This window comes from Bacillus sp. CH_70 (assembly GCF_038007045.1).
GTDB lineage: Bacteria > Bacillota > Bacilli > Bacillales > Bacillaceae_G > Bacillus_A > Bacillus_A cereus.
On the sequence record NZ_JBBOWL010000001.1, the window covers coordinates 4,729,812 to 4,750,925 of the forward strand.

Sequence of the window (21,114 nt, forward strand, 5' to 3'; positions counted from 1 at the left end):
ATAATCAGTGAGGGACATCTCCCATTGAGTATTAGCCCTCACCAATCGGGCGTTTACTGTTTTTTTAGTTTAAATTTGTCACATAGAAAGGAAGCAATATGGAGGAACTACAACAAAATAAAACTGCTTTAGAAGGAAGCGGAAAACCGTTATTAAAAAATACGAATTTCCTTTTTCTTTGGGCAGCTACTCTTTTTTCAAGCTTTGCTTTAGCCTTTTTTACTTTTTCACAAACGTGGTACATAGCAAAAACATTAAACCTTGAAGCTTCACTCGGTGTTGTTTTCGTAGCTCTTAGTGTTCCAAGGCTTATTTTTATGATTATCGGCGGCGCTGTAGCTGATAAATTCCCGAAAAAAAACATTATGTTTTACTCCAATATTATTCGAGCGATTCTTGTCGCAACCATTCTCACATGGTTTATCGTTGGTGATGTAACACTATATACATTTGCTTTATTCGCTTTATTCTTTGGACTTGCTGATGCTTTTTTCTGGTCAGCAGATGGATCTATCTTACCTGAATTGGTAGAAAAAAGCCGGTTAACACAAGCGAATTCACTTACACAAATGACGAACCAAGCATCGGTCATCTTAGGCCCTGTACTTGGCGGAATTCTGATCAAATTTACAAACTACGAGACAATATTTTCTATTACAATTTTATTACTGATTGTCGCAGCCATACTCGTTCAAAAAATACAATTTACGATGCCAGAACTAAAAGATACAGATAAAGGTATGTTCACTTCCATTAAAGAAGGAATCTTATATGTAAAGGAATCGCCATTCCTTTCAACTTTCCTTCTTTGTAGCGCCTTTTTAAATTTATTTTTAATTGGTCCGATGCAAGTCGGTTTCCCGCTTTTCGTTAAAAATGTTCTGCACGGTGACTCGCTCCATTTCAGTTACTTAGAAGCATCTGTAGGCGGCGGAATGGCAATAGGCGCTGTCATTGTCGGTTTAAAAAATATTAATCGTAGACGCGGACTATTTTGCATTATCATGATGCTACTGTCTGGTGTATTCTTCTTATCCATCAACTTTAGCACCGTACTTTGGCAAGCATTATTAGCCGGCATGTTTTACGGTATTACAATCGCAATGGCTATCGTTCCGCTTATGGCGATGATTCAATCGACAGTAAAAGAGGAAATGATGGGACGCGTAATGAGCTTACTTATGCTATCATCAATGGGCTTTATCCCGCTCTCTTATGCATTCACATCAATCGCACTTGCAATGGGAATTCCAATCGTAACCGTTATGAAAAGCGGTGCAATTGCTGTTATCGTCTTCGTACTATTTGTAGCGATTCGTGTTCCAGTTGTAAGAAAGTTCGACTAGCTACTTGGAGTCATGTATTATACGCATGGCTCTTTTTTAAATGGGTCAAACAGCACTATCCCCTTACTTCTCCTTAATGCAGCTCCCCACTCTAATCCAACCTCTAAAAATAGATCTCGCACTGTACTATATAAAAGTGCCTTCACATTTTTACGGATTTCCCCATATTTATAAGCTCTCACAACACTCTTCACTCGCCAAATGAAATTTCCATACACTTCTTCATCAGCTAATATTTGCTCTAGTAAAACACCTTGTTCTAGTAACCCGCTCTTTTTATACGCAAGCTCGACCTTACTCCAAAATATATTAATTTTCTGCGGATTACTCGTCATCGGTACCAGTGCGTATATAAAAGGCTTCGGTATATCATGACGGCAATATGTCTCATCAAGCTCGTACGTTATTTTTCTTTTCTCTTTTATTTGTGGAATGTTTTTAGAAAGAATTGTTTCCCTTTCGCTTTTTTGCTCCTTTCCGCTACAGCCAGCTGTATAATCCTCACTTTCACATGCGGACATTTTCATACGGTCATCCATGCGGTCAATTGCAGATATAAGAAAAATATATAAGTTCGCACTATACCCGCCGCGCTTATGTCTTTCTTTTGTTGCAACACGCTTTATAATTCCTAGTTCCTCTAACTTTGCAATTGAACGGCGTACTGTACGAATACTCTTTCCAACATTCTTCGCAATCGTCTCCATTAACGGACAGGCGACCCCTACTGTTTTTTGTTTCTCATTCACCGCATATTTTCCTAAAAAATGAATAATGGTAGCATCCGTTTTATTCAATTGAAATCGATAGCACTTCAAAACTTGTTTTTGATATGTATTAAACTCTTCTTTACTTCGAAATTCACTGTATGGTTTCATTAAATTATATAAGCTTCCCATTTATATCACCTCATTTATAAGTAAGAGGCAGGAAGAGAATTTGGCGTGGAATTTAATATTTTTTTAATGGAGATGAAAATATGATCGTAATTAGCGCTTGTTTAGGTGGTATAGCTTGTCGATATGACGGAAATGACAATCTCGTTTCAAAAATAGAGGAGCTACTACAAAAAGAAGATACAGTCCTCATTTGTCCTGAAGTATTAGGAGGACTGCCAACACCTCGTCCTTCTGCTGAAATTATTGGCGGGAATGGCGACGACGTTTTGGACGGAAAAGCGAAAGTGATGACAAAAGATGGTGAAGATGTCACAGAAGCTTTCGTAAATGGTGCTTATAAAGCATTAGGACAAATTAAAAATTTACACCCAGAATATATTATTTTAAAGGAACGTAGTCCATCTTGTGGCAGTTCTACGATTTACACTGGTGAATTTAATGGCAATAAGCAAACTGGTTACGGGGTAACTACTGCTTTATTTAAAAGACACGGATTTAAAGTCATTTCAGAAGAAGAATTTGAAAACAAAAAAAGGAATTGACCCTGTTCGTCAATTCCTTTTCTATCTGTCTTATTTCACGCCTAATTTTTCTTTCACTTTCGCTGGAAGCTCGTCTTTCTTTACTTCTTCCCAAGCTGATACACCTTTTTTATCTGAGTGATATACGCGTAGGAATGCTTCTTTACGAAGATTTTTTTGAGCTGTAAATTCTAATTCTTTCTCTTTACCGTCTTTATCAAAGCCAGTCAACTTATATTCATAATCTTTAAATTTTTGACCATTATCAGCTTTACTATGAACTTCTTTTCCATCTACTGTAATTTGAACGTAGTACTCATCTTTACCCATACGGTTTAAATCACAACCAACTAACAAGCTTGCGAATACAACTAAAATACTAAATAGTGCAATGTATCTTTTCATTTCCTTCACCTCATATGTTTTTTCTTATATTCTTATCTTAAAGCCCAGAGCTTAAAGAAGAAATTCAAAAACATGACATGAACATTACACTTTTGTAAGATAATAATTATTTCTTCACTTTAGAAATTGTCATTCCATCACCAATTGGAACGAGTACAGATTCTAAATGCGGGTGGTTTGCTATCATTTCATTAAACTTCTTCATAACTTCTGTATAACGTTTTTGTTTCACACTCTCATCAGCTACACTACCGCCAATAACGTCTTTCACGCCAATTTCGCCACTTATCACGTAATTTCCTTATACCGTTTATTACGCCTTCTATTATGCCCTCAATTATAATCTCTATTACAAGATATCTTACTAAATTAATAATAGGTTTAATTACGTATCTCCTTATGAATTCAAGAATATCCTCCACCATATTTCCCTCCTTTTTTCAAAAAGGAAACTGCTACTCCTCCGCGTCCTTTTACGTCCAATTACAATTGCTGCCCTACTGCGGTATATATCAGCAAAAATAATACGACAACAACATCCACAATAACGCTATTGAATTTGGAAGAAACTTCGGTAAATACTAATACTATAACATGGCTAAGAGAATTATTTTTTCATCTATATTTGGGGGTGCTCCCAAAAACTTTATAAAATCAAAGACAACTTTACTACAACTCTTCCCGTAACTAATTTATTATCGTGGTAAACCGTCTTCCACTACATCCGTAACAGTTCCATTCGGTTCAAAGATTACACGTAATGATCCTTCTCCACCATAACCAGTATAGTCATATACTGAATAAGATTTATATTTCTCAATCACATGTGGCTGTCCAATTGCAGCTTTTACCTGATTCGCGGGCATACCTTTTTTTATTTTCAAATATTGATTGTAACTTACTGCTGCCGAATTGTTATTTACATCTTTATACCACGGTACACGATCGTTTTTTTCTTCATATTCCTTTACAGGCTCTTCAATACGTTTCGTAGATACCCGATTCTCCTTACCTTTATCTTTATCTTTATCTGTATCTGTATCTTTTATAGCAGTACGTTCAATATTCACAACGTAACCATATGTATTTAATTCAACCATAATTTCATATGTACCATCCGTATCTTTTTCAGTATAAAATACGCGTTTTTCATTGTTATTATAATATTTTATGTTCTCACCACCGTAGTCAATCGTATTAAGAATATCCGTATACGTCATACCTTCCTCAATTTTTTGAGATTCATCATGAGAAATATAACGCTTCTGTGATGATGAAGCGTCCTCATTTTTAATACTTTCACGTTTACTCGTAGTCATAGGTGTTTTCTTCTGATCTTTTAGTACGTCACCTTCCGCCTTCGCTGGTTGCTTTGCTCCTACTTTTGTTAATACGTCTGTATCGCTAGAACAAGCTCCCAAAATCGATACTGTAGTCAACGCCATCCCTACTATAAGTACTCTCTTAAATGACTTCACTCTAATCCCCCCGGTATTTTTTAATATCTAGTAATCAACGTATTTTAATTAATACGGAACTATTCAGTTCTATACAATTTGCTATAGCCTTCTCTCTCATGCACCTTTTTTATATAAAGTGAAACTTTAATCAGCCCTCACCAATCATCTTCGTTACAAATATTAACATTAAATATAACTAATAAATAGTATATTTCTTCTATTCATTTACATTTCTGTTGCATAATCTTGTCTTAAACGAACAATATGAAAGTCGAATTCACAACAATTATCATATATTCTCTATATAATAACATTCAAATTAAATTCTAAAGTAACTTTACATGCATTTTCTGTTTTAACGCCAAAAGAAAAGACCTTTCTAACGATTTTATTCTATCGCTAAAAAGGTCTTTTCTATTTTGGCTAAAAACTTAGCACTCTTCTGGCTTACCAGCATTCATCGCTGTACGGAAAAGTGATCCAAATCTGCATGATGCGATTGCGTTTAGATAATCAATCGTGAATTATGCGTTCAATTTAAAGCAGGTTAAAAAATAATAATTTCTTATTCAATTAACCTATTCATTAGTTTAACAACCTAATGTTGCTGTACCAACTGATAGTTTAGTTTTCAATATGTGAAAAGGGATTTCTAAATAATGAATTGAATATATATTTATTGTTTACGCGTTTTTGAGAGGTTCCTTTATGGGAGATAAGCTTTACTATATTCCTGTACTTCGCACAGTTCTATAATAACTAATGGTGATGCTGTGACGTGATTTTCTATTAGTGAGATAAAGTATTTTTCAATTCATTTATTATAAATTGCAACTCTCGTCCTCCAGAATTATTTCTTTTGGGTGAAAGTTTTTTTATGATATAAGTTTCATTCTGTCCTAATTTAAAGTTTTCGAGAGGAGAAATGATATGAACTCTATTTTATTAGATGTTCCGTTACAAATAGAAACAGACAGACTCATTCTTCGAGCACCACTTCAAGCTGGTGAAGGGGATATAGTACAACAAGCTATTAAAGATTCCATTAATGAATTAAAGCAATGGTTGTCTTTATTTCAGTCCATTCCTACTGTTGAAGAAACGGAAATTCTTCTGAGAAATGCACATATAGATTTTTTGAAAAGAGAAAGCTTTCGCTATCTTATCTATCATAAAGAGACGAATGATTTTGTTGGAACAGCTAGCCTTCATCGAATTGATTGGAAGGTTTCTAAATGTGAAATTGGATACTGGATTAACACGCAATTTAGTGGCAGTGGATATATGACAGAAACAGTAAGTGCGTTAACAAACCTTGGATTTCAGTTATTCAAATTTAGAAGGATTGAAATACGATGTGAATGTAATAACACGAAAAGTCGTGCACTCCCTGAAAAACTAGGCTTTGAACTTGAAGGGATATTACGTAATGAAGATTTTTCAGCTGACGGCAAACAACTAACTGATACTTGCATCTATGCAAAAATAAAGTGAAATATTGATTAACCTTGGTAATCGGGCTTTTACGGCAAAAGAAAAGACCTCCTTAACGATTTTATTCCATCGCTAAAAAGGTCTTTTTCTATTTCGGCTAAAACCTTAGCACTCTTCTGGCGTACCAGCATTCGTCGCTGTACGGAAAGATGATCCACATCCGCATGATGCGATTGCGTTTGGATTGTCGATTGTGAATCCGCCACCAAGCATAGATTGTTTATAATCAATTTTTACTCCTTTAACAATTGGAGCACTTTCTGTATCGATAACAAATTCAACACCGAAAAACTCAAGAACTGTGTCGTCTTCTTTTGGTTCTACTTCAAATCCTAAGCCGTAAGAAAGGCCAGTACATCCGCCGCCATGTACAGCAAGGCGCACATACTTCTCTCCATCTTCAGCATCTTTTAACATATCTTTAATTTGAAAAGCTGCTTGTTCTGTTACTTCAATCATGAAATACACCATCCTTTCTGTTCTCATTCTATTATACATCTTTACGCTTCTATCTTGTACTCATACACTCCGCGGCAAATTACTTCCGCAGGTCCTTTCATTAACACGTTTCCTTCTTCTGTCCACGCAATCATTAAATCGCCGCCAGCTAAATGGACTGTAATTTCTTTACCACGTTCCATCTTGCCATTCAAAATAGCAGCTACAACGGCAGCGCATGCCCCTGTTCCGCAAGCTTGCGTTACACCAGAACCACGTTCCCAAACGCGGAAATTCATTTCTTCATCGTTTAAAATCTCGATAAATTCAACATTCACTCGCTCTGGGAACATTTCATGTGTCTCAAGAACTGGACCAAGTGTTGTAAGAGGTGCCTTCTCTACATCCTCAACAAAAATAACCGCGTGCGGGTTCCCCATTGAAACAGCCGTAAATGCATAACGATGATTATTATATAAGAAGTTTTCACGAATAAATGGTGTTTCACCTTCACCGAGCATCGGTATTTCTGCACGTGTTAGACGCGGTGCTCCCATATCGATTTTCGCTAATGTCACGAAACCATCTTCTACTGTTACTTCAGCCGTTACAATGCCAGCTAACGTTTCAATTGTGAAAACTGTTTCCTCTACTAGTTTATGCTCATACGCATATTTCGCTACGCAGCGCAAACCATTACCACAGCTCTTTCCTTCTGATCCATCATTATTAAACATACGCATTTTCACCGGAGCTACATCAGACGGACAAATTAAAATCATTCCGTCTGCTCCAATACCAGTATTAATATTTGAAACCTTTTCCGCCACAAGAGCTAAATCTTCTTCGGGAATTTGCTCTTCAAACATATTTACATATATATAACTATTGCCAAGACCATGCATTTTTGTAAAAGAAAATTGGCTCATTTGTATTCACTCCAAAAATAATTTGTTATTTTAAGTATAGAATGCATGCTTTTAGAACACAATATGAATGTCCCCCGTTTCTCATATTTGACAACGTTTGGCGATGAGCCACTCTTACACACATTGTGTAAGAAAAAAGCCCTTCTAAAAAGGGCCTTTTTTTATTTATCTATAGTATTAAACTACCCTCCAAAATAACGTTTTATCTAAAATAAAATGAAAAAGGCGTTGCTCATTCGCAACACCTTAAAACATTGGATTTTCATCCAAATACTCATATACATTATTAACAAGCTCTTCTACTGTTGCACCTTGTACAACTTCACCATTTACAAGTGCAAACGGTCCTTCAAAACAAATACCACAATATCCTAGACAACCATACTCCATTACATCTAAATTTGGATCTTTTTCTAACTTTTCTAGAGCTGCTTGTGAACCACTTGCAAGGTTACCTACACAAAATTCAATTAATGGTTTAATCAAAATTCTCCCCCCTGTACTACAAAACAAATTACCTTCTGACTTCATCTATAAGAAGAAAACTAAGCTGTCTCTTGTTGTTTTCGTTATACATCCTAAACTATTTAGTTACTTCACTATTTCACTTCAAAGTAGATGATTTTATTTTATATAACATGCTACTTGCAATGAAATAGTAACTAAAAGGGCAAAACAGTTTACTTTACTTTTCTTCTTATTGTACAACAGAGTATTCATTCATGCATTGTTATTTGTTCACAAATTCGATATAATTTGATTGAGTAAAGTCAAAATATTTTATTAATATAAAATTTTATGATTAGGGGATATTTCAACAGAAAAGGGGTAATCCATCATGAAACACCTCGTAATACTAGGTGGCGGCTACGGTGGAATGAGAATTCTACAAAGGCTACTTCCAAGCAACCAACTTCCAGATGATGTACAAGTGACATTAATCGACAAAGTACCATATCATTGCTTCAAAACTGAATATTATGCATTAGTTGCGGGTACTATTTCAGAAACGCATATTCGTATACCGTTTCCTGAGCACCCACGCCTCAATATTCAATACGGCACAATAACAAATATTGACCTCGAAGAAAAAGCGGTTCATCTCGATGGCGGCGAAGCAATCCAATATGATGATTTAATTATCGGACTTGGCTGTGAAGATAAATATCATAACGTTCCTGGGGCGAAGGAATATACACATAGTCTACAATCAATTGAACAAACACGTAAAACATATGAACAATTAAATAGTCTAGAACCAAATGCAACAGTAGCTGTCGTTGGTGCTGGCTTAAGTGGTGTGGAAGTTGCAAGTGAACTTCGCGAAAGCCGTTCTGATTTAAAAATCTATTTATTTGATCGAAAAGATAGAATTTTATTCCCGTATCCAGAGAAATTAAGTAGATACGTAGAAGAATGGTTCGTAAAACATAAAGTTAATATTATAAGAAACTCTAACATTACAAAAGTGGAACCAAATATTGTGTATAATCACGATGAACCACTTGAATGTGATGCAATTGTCTGGACAGCTGGTATTCAAGCAAATGAAGTTGTTCGAAACCTTCCAGTTGAACAAGATGGTAGCGGACGGGTTGTCTTAACGAAATATCACAATATTCCAAACAACGAGCACGTTTACGTTGTAGGAGATTGCGCAGCACTTCCACATGCACCATCTGCCCAACTTGCTGAAGGTCAAGGAGAACAAATTGTCCAAATATTATTAAAACGTTGGAATAATGAACCACTCCCTGATGAACTACCTGTTATTAAATTAAAAGGTGTTCTAGGATCTCTTGGTAAGAAGCATGGATTCGGTTTACTCGCAAATCAACCGTTAATGGGACGTGTACCAAGATTATTAAAATCCGGCCTTCTTTGGATGTACAAATATCATAAAGGTTAATACTTTACAGGCTGTCTACTATGTAGGCAGCTTCTTTGCATCAGTTTTTAAAAATTATCAGACACATCTTTCTCAATATGTATAATGATTTATTTTTCATTTTTATATTAAAAACTATTGATAAACAGTGTATGCTATTTGTAAGTTGTTTTATTATTTCCTTGAAGACCGAATTCATTCGGTCTTATTTTTTATGTTATAAATACTTTTGTAGGAGGCATTACATTCCACTTATGAACTTATCGAAACTAAACAATCGAATAGAAGCGAAAAAGAAAGAGTTAATCTATCTCGTTGAACGATACGGATTCACTCATGATAAAGTGATTTCTTTCAGCCAAGAATTAGATCGTTTACTTAACTTATTAATAAAACTCAAGACGCAGAAAAAACGTTGTTCGTTATAACCATTTCCCCCTCTTTTTTGATACGATATAACTAGAATCAGAAAGGAGCGATTTATGTTTATATTAAAAGACGTTATATATAAAGATATACTACACATTCCTTATTTACAGATTCAAAAAGAAAAGATCACTTGCATTATCGGTGAAAGCGGAAGCGGAAAAAGCACATTGCTTCGCATGTTAAACGATTTACAATCTCCAACATCCGGCACAATTGAATATAACGGAAAGTTAATTTCTGATTATCCGCCTATTCAATTACGTCGTGACGTAGTTATGCTTGGGCAAACTCCACCTCTTTTTGATGGAACCGTTAAAGAAAATCTATTAATGGGACTTCGTCTTTCTGAAAAACCATTTCCAAATGATGATGCCCTGCGGAGCGCACTACAAACCGTTAGCTTAGACAAGCAATTAGAAGATAGCGCCTCCTCATTATCCGGCGGTGAAAAACAAAGACTTGCCTTTGCACGTATCGTACTTATGGATCCGCCTGTCTATTTATTAGATGAACCAACTTCAGCATTAGACAGTGATACAGAACGCCGCGTTATGAAACAATTTACTGAACTAGCACGAAAAAAGAAAAAAACAATTATCTTCATCACACACTCACAACAACTTCCAGAAGAAATTGCAGACGACATTATTGAGATTAGTAAAGCAAACGGTGCAACTAGAAAGGAAGTGCTCTCTGTTGAAGGGCGTTATTGAACTCCAAATTTGGCAACTTGCAGCTGCCTATATTTTTATTCTTATTTTAATTGGACTTGTAAAATTAAAAGGAATACCTCGCGAAAAACAAATCGCGCTCGCAACATTCCGTATGACCATTCAGCTCGTACTTGTTGCATATGTCCTTACATACGTATTTGAAAACAGTAATCCATTTTATACAATTGCTCTCATTACTTCTATTACTACCTTTGCAATTTTTAATATTTATAAACGAGTTAACATCCCGATGTCTAAAGAATTAAAACGAGTAGCCGCCCTTTCCATGGTCGCCGGATCAATTGGGCCACTTCTACTATTTATCTTCGTTATTATCGGTCATGACCCTTGGTATGCTCCGCAATATATCGTCCCTATTACAGGAATGTTAGTTGGGAATGCCATGACTGGTGTTTCTCTCGGCGCGAATACGTTCTTAAACAATATGAAGTCGCAAAGAGGTCAAATTGAAGGTGCACTTATGCTCGGAGCAACACCGAAAGAAGCTGCTGCTCCGCTCATTCGAGACGCTTTTGATTCTGCTATTTTACCAACAATTAATTCTATGGTCGGAATGGGGATTATAAGCTTACCAGGCATGATGACTGGTCAAATATTATCCGGTGTATCACCATTCACAGCCATTCAATATCAAATCGCTATCATACTCGGTATTTCAGGAAGTACTGCCTTTGCTGTCATTATCTTTTTACAGCTTGGATATAAAACGTTCTTTAATAAGCGATGTCAGTTGAAAGAAATTGACTATGGTGCACGGTGAATCGTGCGTAGTTCACGATGAATGAAATTATATTAACGATTTTTTCAATATATCTATCATAACTTGCAATATATCAACGATTTTTCAAATATATCTATCATAACTCAGAATATATCAACGATTTTGTACGAAATATCGATTTACCGACAAAAGTGACATAATAAAAAGAGGAGGCTATTCGCCTCCTCTTTTTATTTGTACTACGCCTTCTTAACGAACTGTGATTTTAACTTCATAGCTCCGAAACCGTCGATTTTGCAATCGATATCGTGATCGCCATCAACTAGACGGATACTTTTTACTTTCGTACCGATCTTCACAACTGAAGAAGTTCCTTTTACTTTTAAGTCTTTAATAACAGTAACTGCATCGCCATCTTGAAGAACGTTTCCGTTCGCATCTTTTACAACTTTTGCACCATCATTATTTTCAGCTTCTGCGTCTTGGCCCCACTCATGAGCACATTCTGGACATACGAAAAGAACGCCATCCTCATACGTATATTCTGAATTACATTTTGGACAATTTGGTAAAGTAGCCATAAATTCATTTCCTCCGTTCATTATTTATACGTAAAAATCAAAATTGATGTTTACATCTCGATAAATAAAATTTGTATAGCATTTCTTTATAGTGCCATAGTCTCACGTTATTGACAAGCCTACCTCAAATTCTCATTTTTTATTGTATTTTACAAAATTTCAATTCGTATGCCTTTTTTCTATTTGTTCTTCTACTAATTTTAAAAATCTTCGTTGTGCATTTTTATTTTTTACGAGCAATCGAACTCTTAACTTACTTTGTAAATATGAGCGAACTTTGTAGTTCGTAATAAATAACTTTCGATACTTTTCGTCTTCATATATCATTCGAAACCATTCATACTGCTGCAAGTAAAGTATGTTAGCATCAATCTTTTTCGTGTGTAAACCCGTACTTAAACTAATAGATCCTATTAGAGCTTCTATTAATGCTGAAATTATTTCTCTCCCCCTAATAAATAAAAGAAGAACCTTCACAAGATTCTTCTTTTCAAAATGAACGAGTTCCCTCTAGAAACCCCAATTATTTTCTTCAATATAAATTTGATATTCTTCTACTTCTTCTTCACTTAACTTCTTATTATTTTCATATACCTCTTGCCACTCGAAATAATCTTCATCGAAATAAACAGCAAATTTAATTTTAACGTTTTTCTTCTCTGTATAATCATAACCAGTAAACTCTACTACATCATAATCTTTTTCTTTCTTCACAAACTTCCAGGTTGGATTATCAGTCATAATCTCTAAAGTAACCCCTTCACCAGTTGAACGAACAACGTTTTTAATATTCGGCTCAGTTGGTAAAAGAGAAAGTCCGAGCATAGCTCCGCCAAACACAATCCCGACTATAACTTGTAAACCAATCATACCAGCTACACTAGCGCCACCCTTAGATTGTAAGAAATACGCCTTCTCATGATCAGACGCATCTTCTCCCTTACGAAAAACACGAACAGCCTGCTTATAATATAAACGGTTTCCTTGCCATCCAGTAAATATCATCATTCCTAATTGAAGAGCTAAACTAAATGTTACATAAATCCCCTCTGGAATATCTATAAAAGGGGTTATAACTATACTAGGTATAGCCAATAACGCAAATATAATAAATAACTTATACATTTTGCGATAAGCTAACCAAAAGGTTGGGAAGAAAAAGGCTACCCAATTCCATGTATTCCCTTGCGCAGGGTTTTCTACTTTACCCCACTTAAAATCATAATAAGCTGTATTCTTTTGAACAACTTTATGTAATTCTTGTGGAGAAATCGTTTCTTGTAAAACAGTGTCCTTCACGTACATCATCCTTTTCTTATTTCTATATACATTTATTGTATATGGACAAAATGAAGGAATCTAACAAAAAGTACACATATTTCATAAAAATGAACGGAAATCGAATATATTCCGACAATTATCCGTTTCTTATTTCATTTTACTTTTAAATATATTAGAATACTTATGAATGATACGTTTAATACACTAAGTTAATCATTTTGTATATTTGATAATAAAAATGTTTCACATGAAACTATTTATATTTTGTATTACCTTGCCTCTACACAATGCGTGTAAAGCCCTTTCTACTTACTACAAAATACGAAAGACGCCCTTTTCAAAAAGGCGTCTTTTTATAGTTGAAAATTCAATAATAAATAAAACGAATTATTTAATAAATGAATCCCAATTGGAACGAGTAAATTCTTCGTTTTCTTATATGTGTATGCTAAACATATACCCATACCAAAAATATATAAAATACTACCTACTGTAAGGGGATGGCCAAAAGTAAATATGAAAGCACTTATAACAGCACTAGTAAGTGCAGAAAAGCGCTGGGATAATTTCGTAAAAAACATCCCCCGAAATAAAAGTTCTTCCCAAATCGGTGCAAAAATGGTGAGCACAACTACATATAAAATGATTTCATTTTTAGTAGGCTTTATTACTATACTAGACTCGTCCACACCAATCCCATGTGGTAAAACTAAATTTAATATTGCAAGATATATAAGCATTACAATCGCTGTCATTACTATCGTTACATAGTGTTTAAAATTATTGAATTGTAATGATTTTATTAAATGTAAGCAGCAATTTCTTGCCGGTGCATACATTACGATAATCATACAAAACGTGAAAGGTGGAATAAGATGATTTACATACCATGGATATAAGGAAGAATCATATAAAAGGTTCAAAAAACCAATTCCATGCATGACCCCAAAAATAATTAATAGAATGCTAATTACTTGGCGCATACTCATTTGTTCATTCTTTTCTTCATATGTAGCTAATTCTATATTCATCCTATCCCCTCCAGTATAATTAAACCTTTTAAACCATTATATACCAAATCGAACATAAAAAAGACAATACCCCCCACTGTATTGTCCATTTTCTTCCCTACCATTTCTCTCTACACGTCTCAATTAAATGCAGTAAGTACCTCTTCGTCATATCTGCTCTTCTCCACCTTGAGAGCATTCGCTTTTCTTTTGGATTGTGCCGTATTCTCGCTACTTCTTTTAATAAGAGCTCCCATTCTTCCGCTGAACGTTCTGACAAGTATTGCAATCCTCTATCTTTTGAAACGATTGTTTTATAATCTAGTGTATATAAAATGCGTCCCATCGTAACGACAGCTGATTCTACCCACTCTTCTATAAAAAATAAATATGGCTTCTTCACCTTTTCACTCCAGTACTGTTCTACGTTGTATTTCATCGTATTTACTACATCATTCCATTGTATTTGCAGCGGAAGATCTTCTGCTTCTTTTCCTGTAACTGTAATGCCTTGATTTTTCAACGTCCACCATGTGACCGCATTAATGTCCCAATGACCAACATTAGCTTTACCATCTGCACAATACACGTACTCGTTCATTTCATCATTGTATTTCCCTAAGTCAGCAAGCGGAATATACATACCGTCCATTCTTTTACCTAGCGTATTATCACTAAGTTTCTTATGTAGTTCCACAAGCTGCTGTTTTTCAGCTTCATTCACGGAATCACTTATCACTGTAACAAAATCAACATCGCTCGTTTCTGCATAAAATGCACCAAGTGCGATGGAGCCGTAAATATATACCCCTACTATTTTTTCATCTAAAAAAATTTCTTTTAATTCTACTGTGTACCGCTCCATTAACTGTTGTACTTCCGTTGGTAACGCATGCTTCACTCCATTTTTCATATCTATCCCTCCAATAAAAAAAGCCTTTGCAAATTCGCAAAGACTTCTTGTTTTATAAATATTTCTCGATTTCTTCATAAACATCCTTCAAACGAGGATTTCCTTCTCCAACAATTTCTCCATTTACAAGAACGACCGGATAAAATAAATCTTCTTCCACTACGCGCTCTGCGAATGCTTTTTTATCTGCATCTTCTTGTTCTTCTTGGAAATCAATATACTCGAAATTAAATTTATTTTCTTGTCCTTCATATTTACGACCAATTGCCGCTTGTAACCATTCAAACGTTTCTGTTGAAGATGGCATTCCGACGCAGCTCGCACAAATTACTTTCGTCCCATACACTTGAACATTAACCATTTCTTCTCCCCCACTTCTTGTCCCAACAGTATATTCAGATGTCTTATTACATAAGCACATCATTTTACAAACTTATTCCATACCCCTATACTGAAAAAACACGATACAATATTTCGACAATAAAACAAGAAGAGAAAAAATAGATTTTCCCCTCTATCTTGATTATAATAAAACTGATGAAAGGAGTCGATAAAAATGGAAAACCCACATATGCAAGAACAAGTATTAGAAGTATTAGATAAATTACGTCCATTCTTACTTCGCGATGGCGGAGACGTTGAATTAGTAGACATTGAAGAAGGTATCGTAAAACTACGCCTTATGGGTGCATGCGGAAGCTGCCCAAGTTCTACAATCACACTAAAAGCTGGGATCGAGCGCGCGTTACTTGAAGAAGTACCAGGCGTTATCGAAGTAGAACAAGTATTTTAATTAAAAGCGGAAGCGGCTCGTTCAGAACAGGAGGTCATTGGAGCTCCTGACGAAGAGGCGCTTTTTGCCTCACAGGAAGGCGCGAAATGGCCGACTGTTCTAGCCGCTGGAGCTAGATATTAATCTAAAAGCGGAAGCGGCTCGTTCAAAGTCACTTGCTAAAAGGAGACCAAATTTGGTCTCCTTTTTTTATTCAAATCACATTTATCCGTTAACATCATAAAACAAAATTGGAAATCCCTCTCAAAAAATGCGATAATTAATACTATATAGTGAATCGTTCACACATATACAGTAAAAAAACATAGGGGGACGACAGATGCCAAAAATGGGGAACACTTTTGTAACAATTCAAGAACTAGAAAAGAAAAAAGAGTATTTATTAGGCCTTTCATCCGTTATACCAACATGGAATACAAGCTATCAATTTTTATTTAAAGAAATCCAGCAAGAATTATTAGGTAAAGTAAATGAAAAGCTCGAAAGGCATCAATTCGTTTTAAATATATGTACAGATCAGCAGGTAGGGGCATAATGTATTACATAAAATTGTGGTATATAAAAAAGAGACCTCACTCGGTCTCTTTTTTATATTTTTAGGATAGCCAATCTAATTTTCTAATCCCGAGCTTATCTACTGGTAAACGAAGTGAGCCATAAAAATGCTTCATAAATTGCTCTGAGCGGTTCACATCGTGTAAAATGGCTTCTAAGCGATCTCTATATATGCTTTTTTGTTCTTCGTTTCCAGTTTGGTAATATCGTTCAACCGTTTCAAAATAGTGAAGCGGGAACAGGAGCCTTGCAAATAATAAGCGCCAACCAAATGAGGACAGCGAGTAATTTCGTTCATAATCTGTAACAAATTGAACGATTGTTTGATCCCAGTCTTTCTTTTTTTCAATCATCATATAGCGAATCCATTCTGCTATATCTCGAGTTGGGTGATCATACACCCAATCAAAAGGGAGTTTGAGACGCTTCGTTTGATGCCATAATAAAGGTGTGAATCGTTCTTGGCAAATTGTCGCTGCATCCGTTAGTTGCGGCGTATCATCCATTTCTGTATCAACAACATATTGAATGGCATTTTCTGCAACTCCTAAGTAATACGGGAAGGATTCAATAAACAATTGATCGAATACGTCTGTAGGGTGGTTCATCACTTGCGATTGCCAAAACTTTTCTAACTGATCGAGTCTCTTTTCCCATAACGCTTTCCATTCACCAATGCGGCTTAATTGCTCGATTTCTTCTGGAAAGAATGCACCTCGTTTATGGAATATAGAAAGTTCACTTCCTAATGACATAGCATGTCGTTCTAACGTGCGCATACCTTTTAATAAGCAGTAATTTTGTTCTTCTATCTCACTTACATAGTAGCCGTGTATAGTCGGAACGAAAGTCGCTACAGTTATATCCCCTTGCTGGTTCATATAATCACTGAGCTTTTTCATCTCTACAAGTACTTCTTCCTCCATTTCTCCAATTGGAACAAGTACATAAATTTTGTTGCGAATCCAAAAGCTTTTATAGGGGCCAAGGGGGATTAATTCTTTAACATGCATGTGATAATGCTCATAAATATGCTGAATCATCGCAGTCGCCACCTATGGTTTTTCTTTATATATATGAGCTTGTGCTCGCCTTTCATTCCTATGCACATGATAAAGCAACGAAACGTATACAAATACTAAAAAGAAAAAAAGGTGATAAACATGAAAGAATCAAATCAACTACAAGAAAGAGCATTACAACTATTACAAGAACGCGGTGTAACAATTGACGATATTGCTGAACTTGTTCATTTTCTTCAAAAAAAATACCATCCAAATTTAGAGATGTCAGAATGCCGTTACAATGTAGAACGTGTACTATCAAAACGTGAAGTACAAAACGCACTGATTACAGGTATCGAACTTGATGTCCTTGCTGAAAAAGGAATGCTAAGTGAACCGTTACAAGATATTGTAAAACGTGATGAAGGCTTATACGGAATTGATGAAGTTATAGCACTTTCTATCGTGAATGTATACGGCTCTATCGGTTTCACAAACTTTGGATATATTGATAAATTAAAACCTGGTATTTTAGAATACTTAAATGATAAATCAACCGGAAAGGTGCACACGTTCCTTGACGATATCGTTGGCGGAATTGCTGCCGCTGCCTCAAGCCGTTTAGCGCACCGAGCTGATCACTCGGAATAATAATGTTTTCTAGACCGTCAGTTTCATGCTGACGGTCTTTCGTATTCCATAAGCATAAATTCTCTTCCGCGACTCAAAAAAATAGGCCCTTGCTTAAATCCGATATTTTTATATAGCGTAATCGCTCTTGTATTAAATGTTGCTACGCTTAATCGAAACATTTTTGCGTTAAACTCTTTCGTGGCAAACGCTATTCCAGCTTGGAAAAATTCTTTCCCCATTCCTTTCCCAGTTAACGCCGGCTTCATACCAAGTCCGATATCAATCACATCTTCTCCACCATATAAATTAGCATCTCTTCCACCTGGTACTTGTGCATTTTCTCCAAAACAAAAATAGCCGATGAACTCTCCTTGATCGACACAACAGCCATAATACGTTCCATCTAATAGCTCTTCTATTACTTCTTTCTCGCCTGAAAAACTATATAAACTATATGGTTCCTCGTACGTCCACGTATTTATCTCATTTGCTTCTTCCTCTGTTAACTTATGTATATCCACTTTCTCTTTCCCCCTATTATATTTCTATTAACAATATTCGATATTCATCTTATAATTCATCTTTCTCAATATATTTTTTTAATTTCTCGCTTCATTTTTATGGAAGATTTTTCTTATTATGTTACGATTAAACAGAATCATTACAAATAAGGTGGTGACAATTTGAATTACTTTTCTTACCTCTCCTTAGAAGAACGGCAAAATTTTTTCTATAAAGAACCTCTTAGTTTTTCAAAAAATATAGGGAAAGAACAACTAGCTTACGCACTAGGCGCCACACTATATACTCCTGGCACGAAAGAAACGATTGCGGAAGATATAATTAGAAAGAAACATGTGGATGCTACCTCAATTATTCTTTGTCTAGAGGACGCTATCAGCGATGAAGAAGTAAAACTTGCAGAGCAAAACATCGTCGTTCAAATACAGCAAATCGCCAACTTAGTCAGTGCCAACATACTAAATCAAGCAGACATCCCACTTCTTTTTATTAGAGTTCGACAGCCAAGTCAAATGAAGACAATTGTTACTGAATTAGGTAGCGCTGTTCATTGTTTATGTGGTTTTGTCTTTCCAAAATTCACACCGATTAATGGAAAGGCTTATATCAATCAGCTTGCATATATAAACGAGTTATACTCATTATCACTTTATGGAATGCCGATTTTAGAATCACCAGAAATTATGTATAAAGAAACACGGATAGAATCATTATTACAAATAAAGGATTTACTAGACTCCTATCGTGATCACATCTTAAATGTACGTATTGGTGCTACTGACTTTTCAAGTATATTTAGTATTCGGCGTAATAAATACACACCTATCTATCATATTACTGTTGTTCGTGATTGTATTTCGGACATTATTAACGTTTTCTCAAGGGCAACAAATGAATATATTATTTCAGGATGTGTATGGGAATATTTTTCTAATGATTATGAAGAAGGGCTCATCCAAGAGGTATCACTCGACCATGCAAATGGATTAATCGGTAAGACAGTTATTCACCCATCTCATATTAAAGTTGTACAGGCAATGCATATTGTCACAATGGAAGATTATTTAGATGCGAGATCCATTTTACAAAATGCAGATACGTATAATGGAGTGCTAAAAAGCAGCTTTTCTAACAAAATGAATGAAGTAAAACCTCATTATGGCTGGGCTCGCAAAACCATTTTAAAATCTAATATTTACGGGGTGCTACATGAAAACAAACAATTCACCGATCTCCTTATTACAAACGCAAAGCAACACGTATAACGTTTTAAATAATATACAAGTTCATGTAGAAGTACGTGATAATCCATATAATTTAGCGCTAGACAATCTGTTTCAAATGGCTGCGAGAATAAATAAGAAACGTAGTTTTTTATTTGTGAGTACAATCCTTGGAAAGCATCTTCCTATTAAACCTGCAGTCTCTCTATCAAGTGGATTTGCTCTCGCTGCAAGATATATGGAAATGCTACATAATACTTCTCATCCATTTCAAAAAGAAATTTTAAATCTCATTTCATTAGAAATTCATGAAATCCCAGAGGAAGTATTTCGTTATCAATATCCTCTGCAAGAAGAAGTTTTGTTCATCGGATTCGCTGAAACAGCGACAGCACTTGGTCATTCTATGTTTCAATGCTTTCAAAATGCAAAGTATGTGCATACAACTAGGGAATCGATACCCCACCTAGAATCTGTCATTACATTTGAGGAAGAACATTCTCATGCAACATCGCACCGTTGTTATGTAGATGAAAGTTTTTTTCAAAACAACAATCCAATTGTTCTCGTAGATGATGAGATGACAACAGGAAAAACAGCATTAAATATTATTAGATCTATTCAAAATAAATTCCCAAGAGAAGAATATATAATTGCTTCTTTATTAGACTGGCGTTCTCATACTAATAGAAAACAATTTAAACAATTAGAAGAAGAACTTCAAATTAAGATTCATGTTATTTCTTTATTAGAAGGCAGTATTCATACAACTGGCCAACCATTAAATATTGCAAAAACAGATATTCAAATTAAAGAAACAAAACCTGATTTCAAAAAGCATACCCTTACCTGCCCAAAATCACCCTATACATCAAATTATATAAAATATACTGGGCGATTTGGCATTTCAGCATATGAACAAAAGCCCATTCTTTCTTTCGCTAAAGAAGCGGGAAAAACTTTAAAAAGAGAAAGAATTGGAAAACGAACACTCTGTCTCGGAACAGGTGAATTTATGTATATCCCAATGAAAATTGCTGCTGAAATGGGTGAAAATATTTTATATCAATCTACAACAAGAAGCCCTATCCATCCTGTTTCAAATGATGTGAACTATGCCATTCATAATCATTTCTCATATCCAAGTCCTGAAGATTCTACTATTACAAATTACTTTTATAATATTTCACCTCATGATTACGATGAAGTATTTGTTTTTATTGAGCGTGATTTAGGAGAAGAAGCCCTGTTTCCTCTTCTACAGCAGTTACAAACAGTTATTCCCTTTATTCATATCGTCTCATTTTCAAATAGCATAGAAAAGGAAGGTTGATA

At 35.2% G+C, this 21,114-nt stretch carries 27 protein-coding genes and 1 pseudogene; 12 read left to right on the forward strand and 16 right to left on the reverse strand.

Annotated features, from left to right (window positions below; all coding sequences use genetic code 11):
• Window positions 1-98 precede the first annotated feature (98 nt).
• A complete protein-coding gene (locus tag N2V79_RS24255) occupies window positions 99-1,346 on the forward strand; it encodes an MFS transporter (RefSeq protein WP_000391931.1) in 1,248 nt (415 codons plus the stop codon).
• A 17-nt stretch (window positions 1,347-1,363) separates the two neighbouring features.
• On the opposite strand, the gene N2V79_RS24260 is transcribed toward N2V79_RS24255, so the two are convergent.
• On the reverse strand, window positions 1,364-2,245 hold the full coding sequence (locus N2V79_RS24260) for a helix-turn-helix domain-containing protein (protein ID WP_000535246.1): 882 nt from the start codon (window positions 2,243-2,245) through the stop codon (window positions 1,364-1,366).
• Window positions 2,246-2,325: 80 nt separating this feature from the next.
• On the opposite strand from N2V79_RS24260, the gene N2V79_RS24265 reads away from it, so the two are divergent.
• On the forward strand, window positions 2,326-2,787 hold the full coding sequence (locus N2V79_RS24265; protein WP_340720276.1) for a DUF523 domain-containing protein: 462 nt from the start codon (window positions 2,326-2,328) through the stop codon (window positions 2,785-2,787).
• 30 nt (window positions 2,788-2,817) lie between these two features.
• Here the strand turns inward: N2V79_RS24265 and N2V79_RS24270 are convergent, their stop codons facing one another.
• The 4 genes and pseudogenes from N2V79_RS24270 to N2V79_RS24285 form a co-directional block, all read right to left on the reverse strand.
• Window positions 2,818-3,171 (reverse strand): YxeA family protein, encoded by a 354-nt coding sequence (locus tag N2V79_RS24270; RefSeq protein ID WP_000833148.1) that lies wholly within the window; start codon window positions 3,169-3,171, stop codon window positions 2,818-2,820.
• Between the two features lie 106 nt (window positions 3,172-3,277).
• Window positions 3,278-3,463: a methyltransferase gene (locus tag N2V79_RS24275; RefSeq protein ID WP_003272374.1), complete on the reverse strand. Its 186-nt coding sequence runs from the start codon at window positions 3,461-3,463 to the stop codon at window positions 3,278-3,280.
• Window positions 3,464-3,866: 403 nt separating this feature from the next.
• Window positions 3,867-4,649, reverse strand: coding sequence for a hypothetical protein (locus tag N2V79_RS24280; RefSeq protein WP_069356401.1), 783 nt, complete (start codon window positions 4,647-4,649; stop codon window positions 3,867-3,869).
• Window positions 4,650-5,062: 413 nt separating this feature from the next.
• Window positions 5,063-5,155: pseudogene (locus tag N2V79_RS24285) on the reverse strand (iron-sulfur cluster assembly accessory protein); the annotation flags it as partial.
• 406 nt (window positions 5,156-5,561) lie between these two features.
• Between N2V79_RS24285 and N2V79_RS24290 the strand changes: the two are divergent.
• On the forward strand, window positions 5,562-6,125 hold the full coding sequence (locus tag N2V79_RS24290; protein ID WP_001084691.1) for a GNAT family N-acetyltransferase: 564 nt from the start codon (window positions 5,562-5,564) through the stop codon (window positions 6,123-6,125).
• Window positions 6,126-6,230: 105 nt separating this feature from the next.
• On the opposite strand, the gene N2V79_RS24295 is transcribed toward N2V79_RS24290, so the two are convergent.
• The 3 genes from N2V79_RS24295 to N2V79_RS24305 all read right to left on the reverse strand — a co-directional run bounded on the left by N2V79_RS24295 (window position 6,231) and on the right by N2V79_RS24305 (window position 7,978).
• Entirely contained in the window at window positions 6,231-6,584 is a 354-nt protein-coding gene (locus tag N2V79_RS24295; RefSeq protein ID WP_053563443.1) for a HesB/IscA family protein, read from the reverse strand.
• Between the two features lie 41 nt (window positions 6,585-6,625).
• Entirely contained in the window at window positions 6,626-7,492 is an 867-nt protein-coding gene (dapF, locus tag N2V79_RS24300) for a diaminopimelate epimerase (protein ID WP_000077392.1), read from the reverse strand.
• 246 nt (window positions 7,493-7,738) lie between these two features.
• On the reverse strand, window positions 7,739-7,978 hold the full coding sequence (locus N2V79_RS24305; RefSeq protein WP_000595026.1) for a YuzB family protein: 240 nt from the start codon (window positions 7,976-7,978) through the stop codon (window positions 7,739-7,741).
• Window positions 7,979-8,330: 352 nt separating this feature from the next.
• Between N2V79_RS24305 and N2V79_RS24310 the strand changes: the two genes are divergently transcribed.
• From N2V79_RS24310 to N2V79_RS24325, 4 genes are all read left to right on the forward strand, one after another.
• Entirely contained in the window at window positions 8,331-9,401 is a 1,071-nt protein-coding gene (locus N2V79_RS24310) for an NAD(P)/FAD-dependent oxidoreductase (protein WP_000682065.1), read from the forward strand.
• Window positions 9,402-9,634: 233 nt separating this feature from the next.
• Window positions 9,635-9,808 carry an aspartyl-phosphate phosphatase Spo0E family protein gene (locus N2V79_RS24315; RefSeq protein WP_001054090.1) on the forward strand — a complete coding sequence of 58 codons (174 nt, stop codon included), beginning with the start codon at window positions 9,635-9,637 and terminating at the stop codon, window positions 9,806-9,808.
• Between the two features lie 54 nt (window positions 9,809-9,862).
• Entirely contained in the window at window positions 9,863-10,522 is a 660-nt protein-coding gene (locus N2V79_RS24320; protein WP_000470263.1) for an ABC transporter ATP-binding protein, read from the forward strand.
• Complete coding sequence (locus tag N2V79_RS24325) at window positions 10,506-11,303, forward strand: ABC transporter permease (protein ID WP_000679254.1); 798 nt, start codon at window positions 10,506-10,508, stop codon at window positions 11,301-11,303. The genes N2V79_RS24320 and N2V79_RS24325 overlap by 17 nt, the downstream gene beginning before the upstream one ends.
• Before the next feature lie 200 nt (window positions 11,304-11,503).
• Here N2V79_RS24325 and phnA read toward each other — a convergent pair whose 3' ends face one another.
• From phnA to N2V79_RS24355, 6 genes are all read right to left on the reverse strand, one after another.
• Window positions 11,504-11,845: an alkylphosphonate utilization operon protein PhnA gene (gene phnA, locus N2V79_RS24330; RefSeq protein ID WP_000212735.1), complete on the reverse strand. Its 342-nt coding sequence runs from the start codon at window positions 11,843-11,845 to the stop codon at window positions 11,504-11,506.
• 159 nt (window positions 11,846-12,004) lie between these two features.
• The gene (locus tag N2V79_RS24335) at window positions 12,005-12,286 is read right to left on the reverse strand and encodes a hypothetical protein (protein WP_065229545.1); all 282 of its coding nucleotides are present in this window, start codon (window positions 12,284-12,286) and stop codon (window positions 12,005-12,007) included.
• A 69-nt stretch (window positions 12,287-12,355) separates the two neighbouring features.
• Window positions 12,356-13,153, reverse strand: coding sequence for a DUF2628 domain-containing protein (locus tag N2V79_RS24340; protein ID WP_072940842.1), 798 nt, complete (start codon window positions 13,151-13,153; stop codon window positions 12,356-12,358).
• A gap of 326 nt (window positions 13,154-13,479) precedes the next feature.
• Window positions 13,480-14,157 carry a CPBP family intramembrane glutamic endopeptidase gene (locus tag N2V79_RS24345; RefSeq protein ID WP_340720277.1) on the reverse strand — a complete coding sequence of 226 codons (678 nt, stop codon included), beginning with the start codon at window positions 14,155-14,157 and terminating at the stop codon, window positions 13,480-13,482.
• Between the two features lie 97 nt (window positions 14,158-14,254).
• On the reverse strand, window positions 14,255-15,049 hold the full coding sequence (locus N2V79_RS24350; RefSeq protein ID WP_003272363.1) for a nucleotidyltransferase domain-containing protein: 795 nt from the start codon (window positions 15,047-15,049) through the stop codon (window positions 14,255-14,257).
• A gap of 52 nt (window positions 15,050-15,101) precedes the next feature.
• On the reverse strand, window positions 15,102-15,410 hold the full coding sequence (locus N2V79_RS24355; RefSeq protein ID WP_000248588.1) for a YuzD family protein: 309 nt from the start codon (window positions 15,408-15,410) through the stop codon (window positions 15,102-15,104).
• Window positions 15,411-15,605: 195 nt separating this feature from the next.
• On the opposite strand from N2V79_RS24355, the gene N2V79_RS24360 reads away from it, so the two are divergent.
• Entirely contained in the window at window positions 15,606-15,842 is a 237-nt protein-coding gene (locus N2V79_RS24360) for a NifU family protein (protein WP_000431159.1), read from the forward strand.
• 319 nt (window positions 15,843-16,161) lie between these two features.
• Entirely contained in the window at window positions 16,162-16,377 is a 216-nt protein-coding gene (locus N2V79_RS24365; RefSeq protein WP_001125507.1) for a hypothetical protein, read from the forward strand.
• A gap of 61 nt (window positions 16,378-16,438) precedes the next feature.
• Here N2V79_RS24365 and yutH read toward each other — a convergent pair whose 3' ends face one another.
• Window positions 16,439-17,440 (reverse strand): spore coat putative kinase YutH, encoded by a 1,002-nt coding sequence (gene yutH / locus N2V79_RS24370; protein WP_088025375.1) that lies wholly within the window; start codon window positions 17,438-17,440, stop codon window positions 16,439-16,441.
• A gap of 120 nt (window positions 17,441-17,560) precedes the next feature.
• Here yutH and N2V79_RS24375 point away from each other — a divergent pair, with 120 nt between their 5' ends.
• Complete coding sequence (locus N2V79_RS24375) at window positions 17,561-18,052, forward strand: phosphatidylglycerophosphatase A family protein (RefSeq protein WP_000665102.1); 492 nt, start codon at window positions 17,561-17,563, stop codon at window positions 18,050-18,052.
• Window positions 18,053-18,075: 23 nt separating this feature from the next.
• Here N2V79_RS24375 and N2V79_RS24380 read toward each other — a convergent pair whose 3' ends face one another.
• Entirely contained in the window at window positions 18,076-18,555 is a 480-nt protein-coding gene (locus N2V79_RS24380; RefSeq protein ID WP_088025373.1) for a GNAT family N-acetyltransferase, read from the reverse strand.
• 162 nt (window positions 18,556-18,717) lie between these two features.
• Here N2V79_RS24380 and N2V79_RS24385 point away from each other — a divergent pair, with 162 nt between their 5' ends.
• On the forward strand, window positions 18,718-19,821 hold the full coding sequence (locus N2V79_RS24385; protein ID WP_078401278.1) for an HpcH/HpaI aldolase/citrate lyase family protein: 1,104 nt from the start codon (window positions 18,718-18,720) through the stop codon (window positions 19,819-19,821).
• Entirely contained in the window at window positions 19,766-21,112 is a 1,347-nt protein-coding gene (locus N2V79_RS24390) for a phosphoribosyltransferase family protein (protein ID WP_340720278.1), read from the forward strand. The genes N2V79_RS24385 and N2V79_RS24390 overlap by 56 nt, the downstream gene beginning before the upstream one ends.
• Window positions 21,113-21,114 lie beyond the last annotated feature (2 nt).

Bases quoted from the DNA above. Each gene is read 5' to 3' on its own strand.
- N2V79_RS24255 (WP_000391931.1), top strand. From the start codon at position 99: ATGGAGGAACTACAACAAAATAAAACTGCTTTAGAAGGAAGCGGAAAA.
- N2V79_RS24310 (WP_000682065.1), top strand. From the start codon at position 8,331: ATGAAACACCTCGTAATACTAGGTGGCGGCTACGGTGGAATGAGAATT.
- yutH (WP_088025375.1), bottom strand. From the start codon at position 17,440: ATGATTCAGCATATTTATGAGCATTATCACATGCATGTTAAAGAATTA.
- N2V79_RS24390 (WP_340720278.1), top strand. From the start codon at position 19,766: ATGAAAACAAACAATTCACCGATCTCCTTATTACAAACGCAAAGCAAC.
- N2V79_RS24290 (WP_001084691.1), top strand. From the start codon at position 5,562: ATGAACTCTATTTTATTAGATGTTCCGTTACAAATAGAAACAGACAGA.
- N2V79_RS24270 (WP_000833148.1), bottom strand. From the start codon at position 3,171: ATGAAAAGATACATTGCACTATTTAGTATTTTAGTTGTATTCGCAAGC.
- N2V79_RS24355 (WP_000248588.1), bottom strand. From the start codon at position 15,410: ATGGTTAATGTTCAAGTGTATGGGACGAAAGTAATTTGTGCGAGCTGC.
- N2V79_RS24345 (WP_340720277.1), bottom strand. From the start codon at position 14,157: ATGAATATAGAATTAGCTACATATGAAGAAAAGAATGAACAAATGAGT.
- N2V79_RS24320 (WP_000470263.1), top strand. From the start codon at position 9,863: ATGTTTATATTAAAAGACGTTATATATAAAGATATACTACACATTCCT.
- N2V79_RS24260 (WP_000535246.1), bottom strand. From the start codon at position 2,245: ATGGGAAGCTTATATAATTTAATGAAACCATACAGTGAATTTCGAAGT.
- N2V79_RS24375 (WP_000665102.1), top strand. From the start codon at position 17,561: ATGAAAGAATCAAATCAACTACAAGAAAGAGCATTACAACTATTACAA.
- N2V79_RS24365 (WP_001125507.1), top strand. From the start codon at position 16,162: ATGCCAAAAATGGGGAACACTTTTGTAACAATTCAAGAACTAGAAAAG.
- dapF (WP_000077392.1), bottom strand. From the start codon at position 7,492: ATGAGCCAATTTTCTTTTACAAAAATGCATGGTCTTGGCAATAGTTAT.
- N2V79_RS24350 (WP_003272363.1), bottom strand. From the start codon at position 15,049: ATGAAAAATGGAGTGAAGCATGCGTTACCAACGGAAGTACAACAGTTA.
- phnA (WP_000212735.1), bottom strand. From the start codon at position 11,845: ATGGCTACTTTACCAAATTGTCCAAAATGTAATTCAGAATATACGTAT.
- N2V79_RS24360 (WP_000431159.1), top strand. From the start codon at position 15,606: ATGGAAAACCCACATATGCAAGAACAAGTATTAGAAGTATTAGATAAA.
- N2V79_RS24315 (WP_001054090.1), top strand. From the start codon at position 9,635: ATGAACTTATCGAAACTAAACAATCGAATAGAAGCGAAAAAGAAAGAG.
- N2V79_RS24295 (WP_053563443.1), bottom strand. From the start codon at position 6,584: ATGATTGAAGTAACAGAACAAGCAGCTTTTCAAATTAAAGATATGTTA.
- N2V79_RS24265 (WP_340720276.1), top strand. From the start codon at position 2,326: ATGATCGTAATTAGCGCTTGTTTAGGTGGTATAGCTTGTCGATATGAC.
- N2V79_RS24340 (WP_072940842.1), bottom strand. From the start codon at position 13,153: ATGATGTACGTGAAGGACACTGTTTTACAAGAAACGATTTCTCCACAA.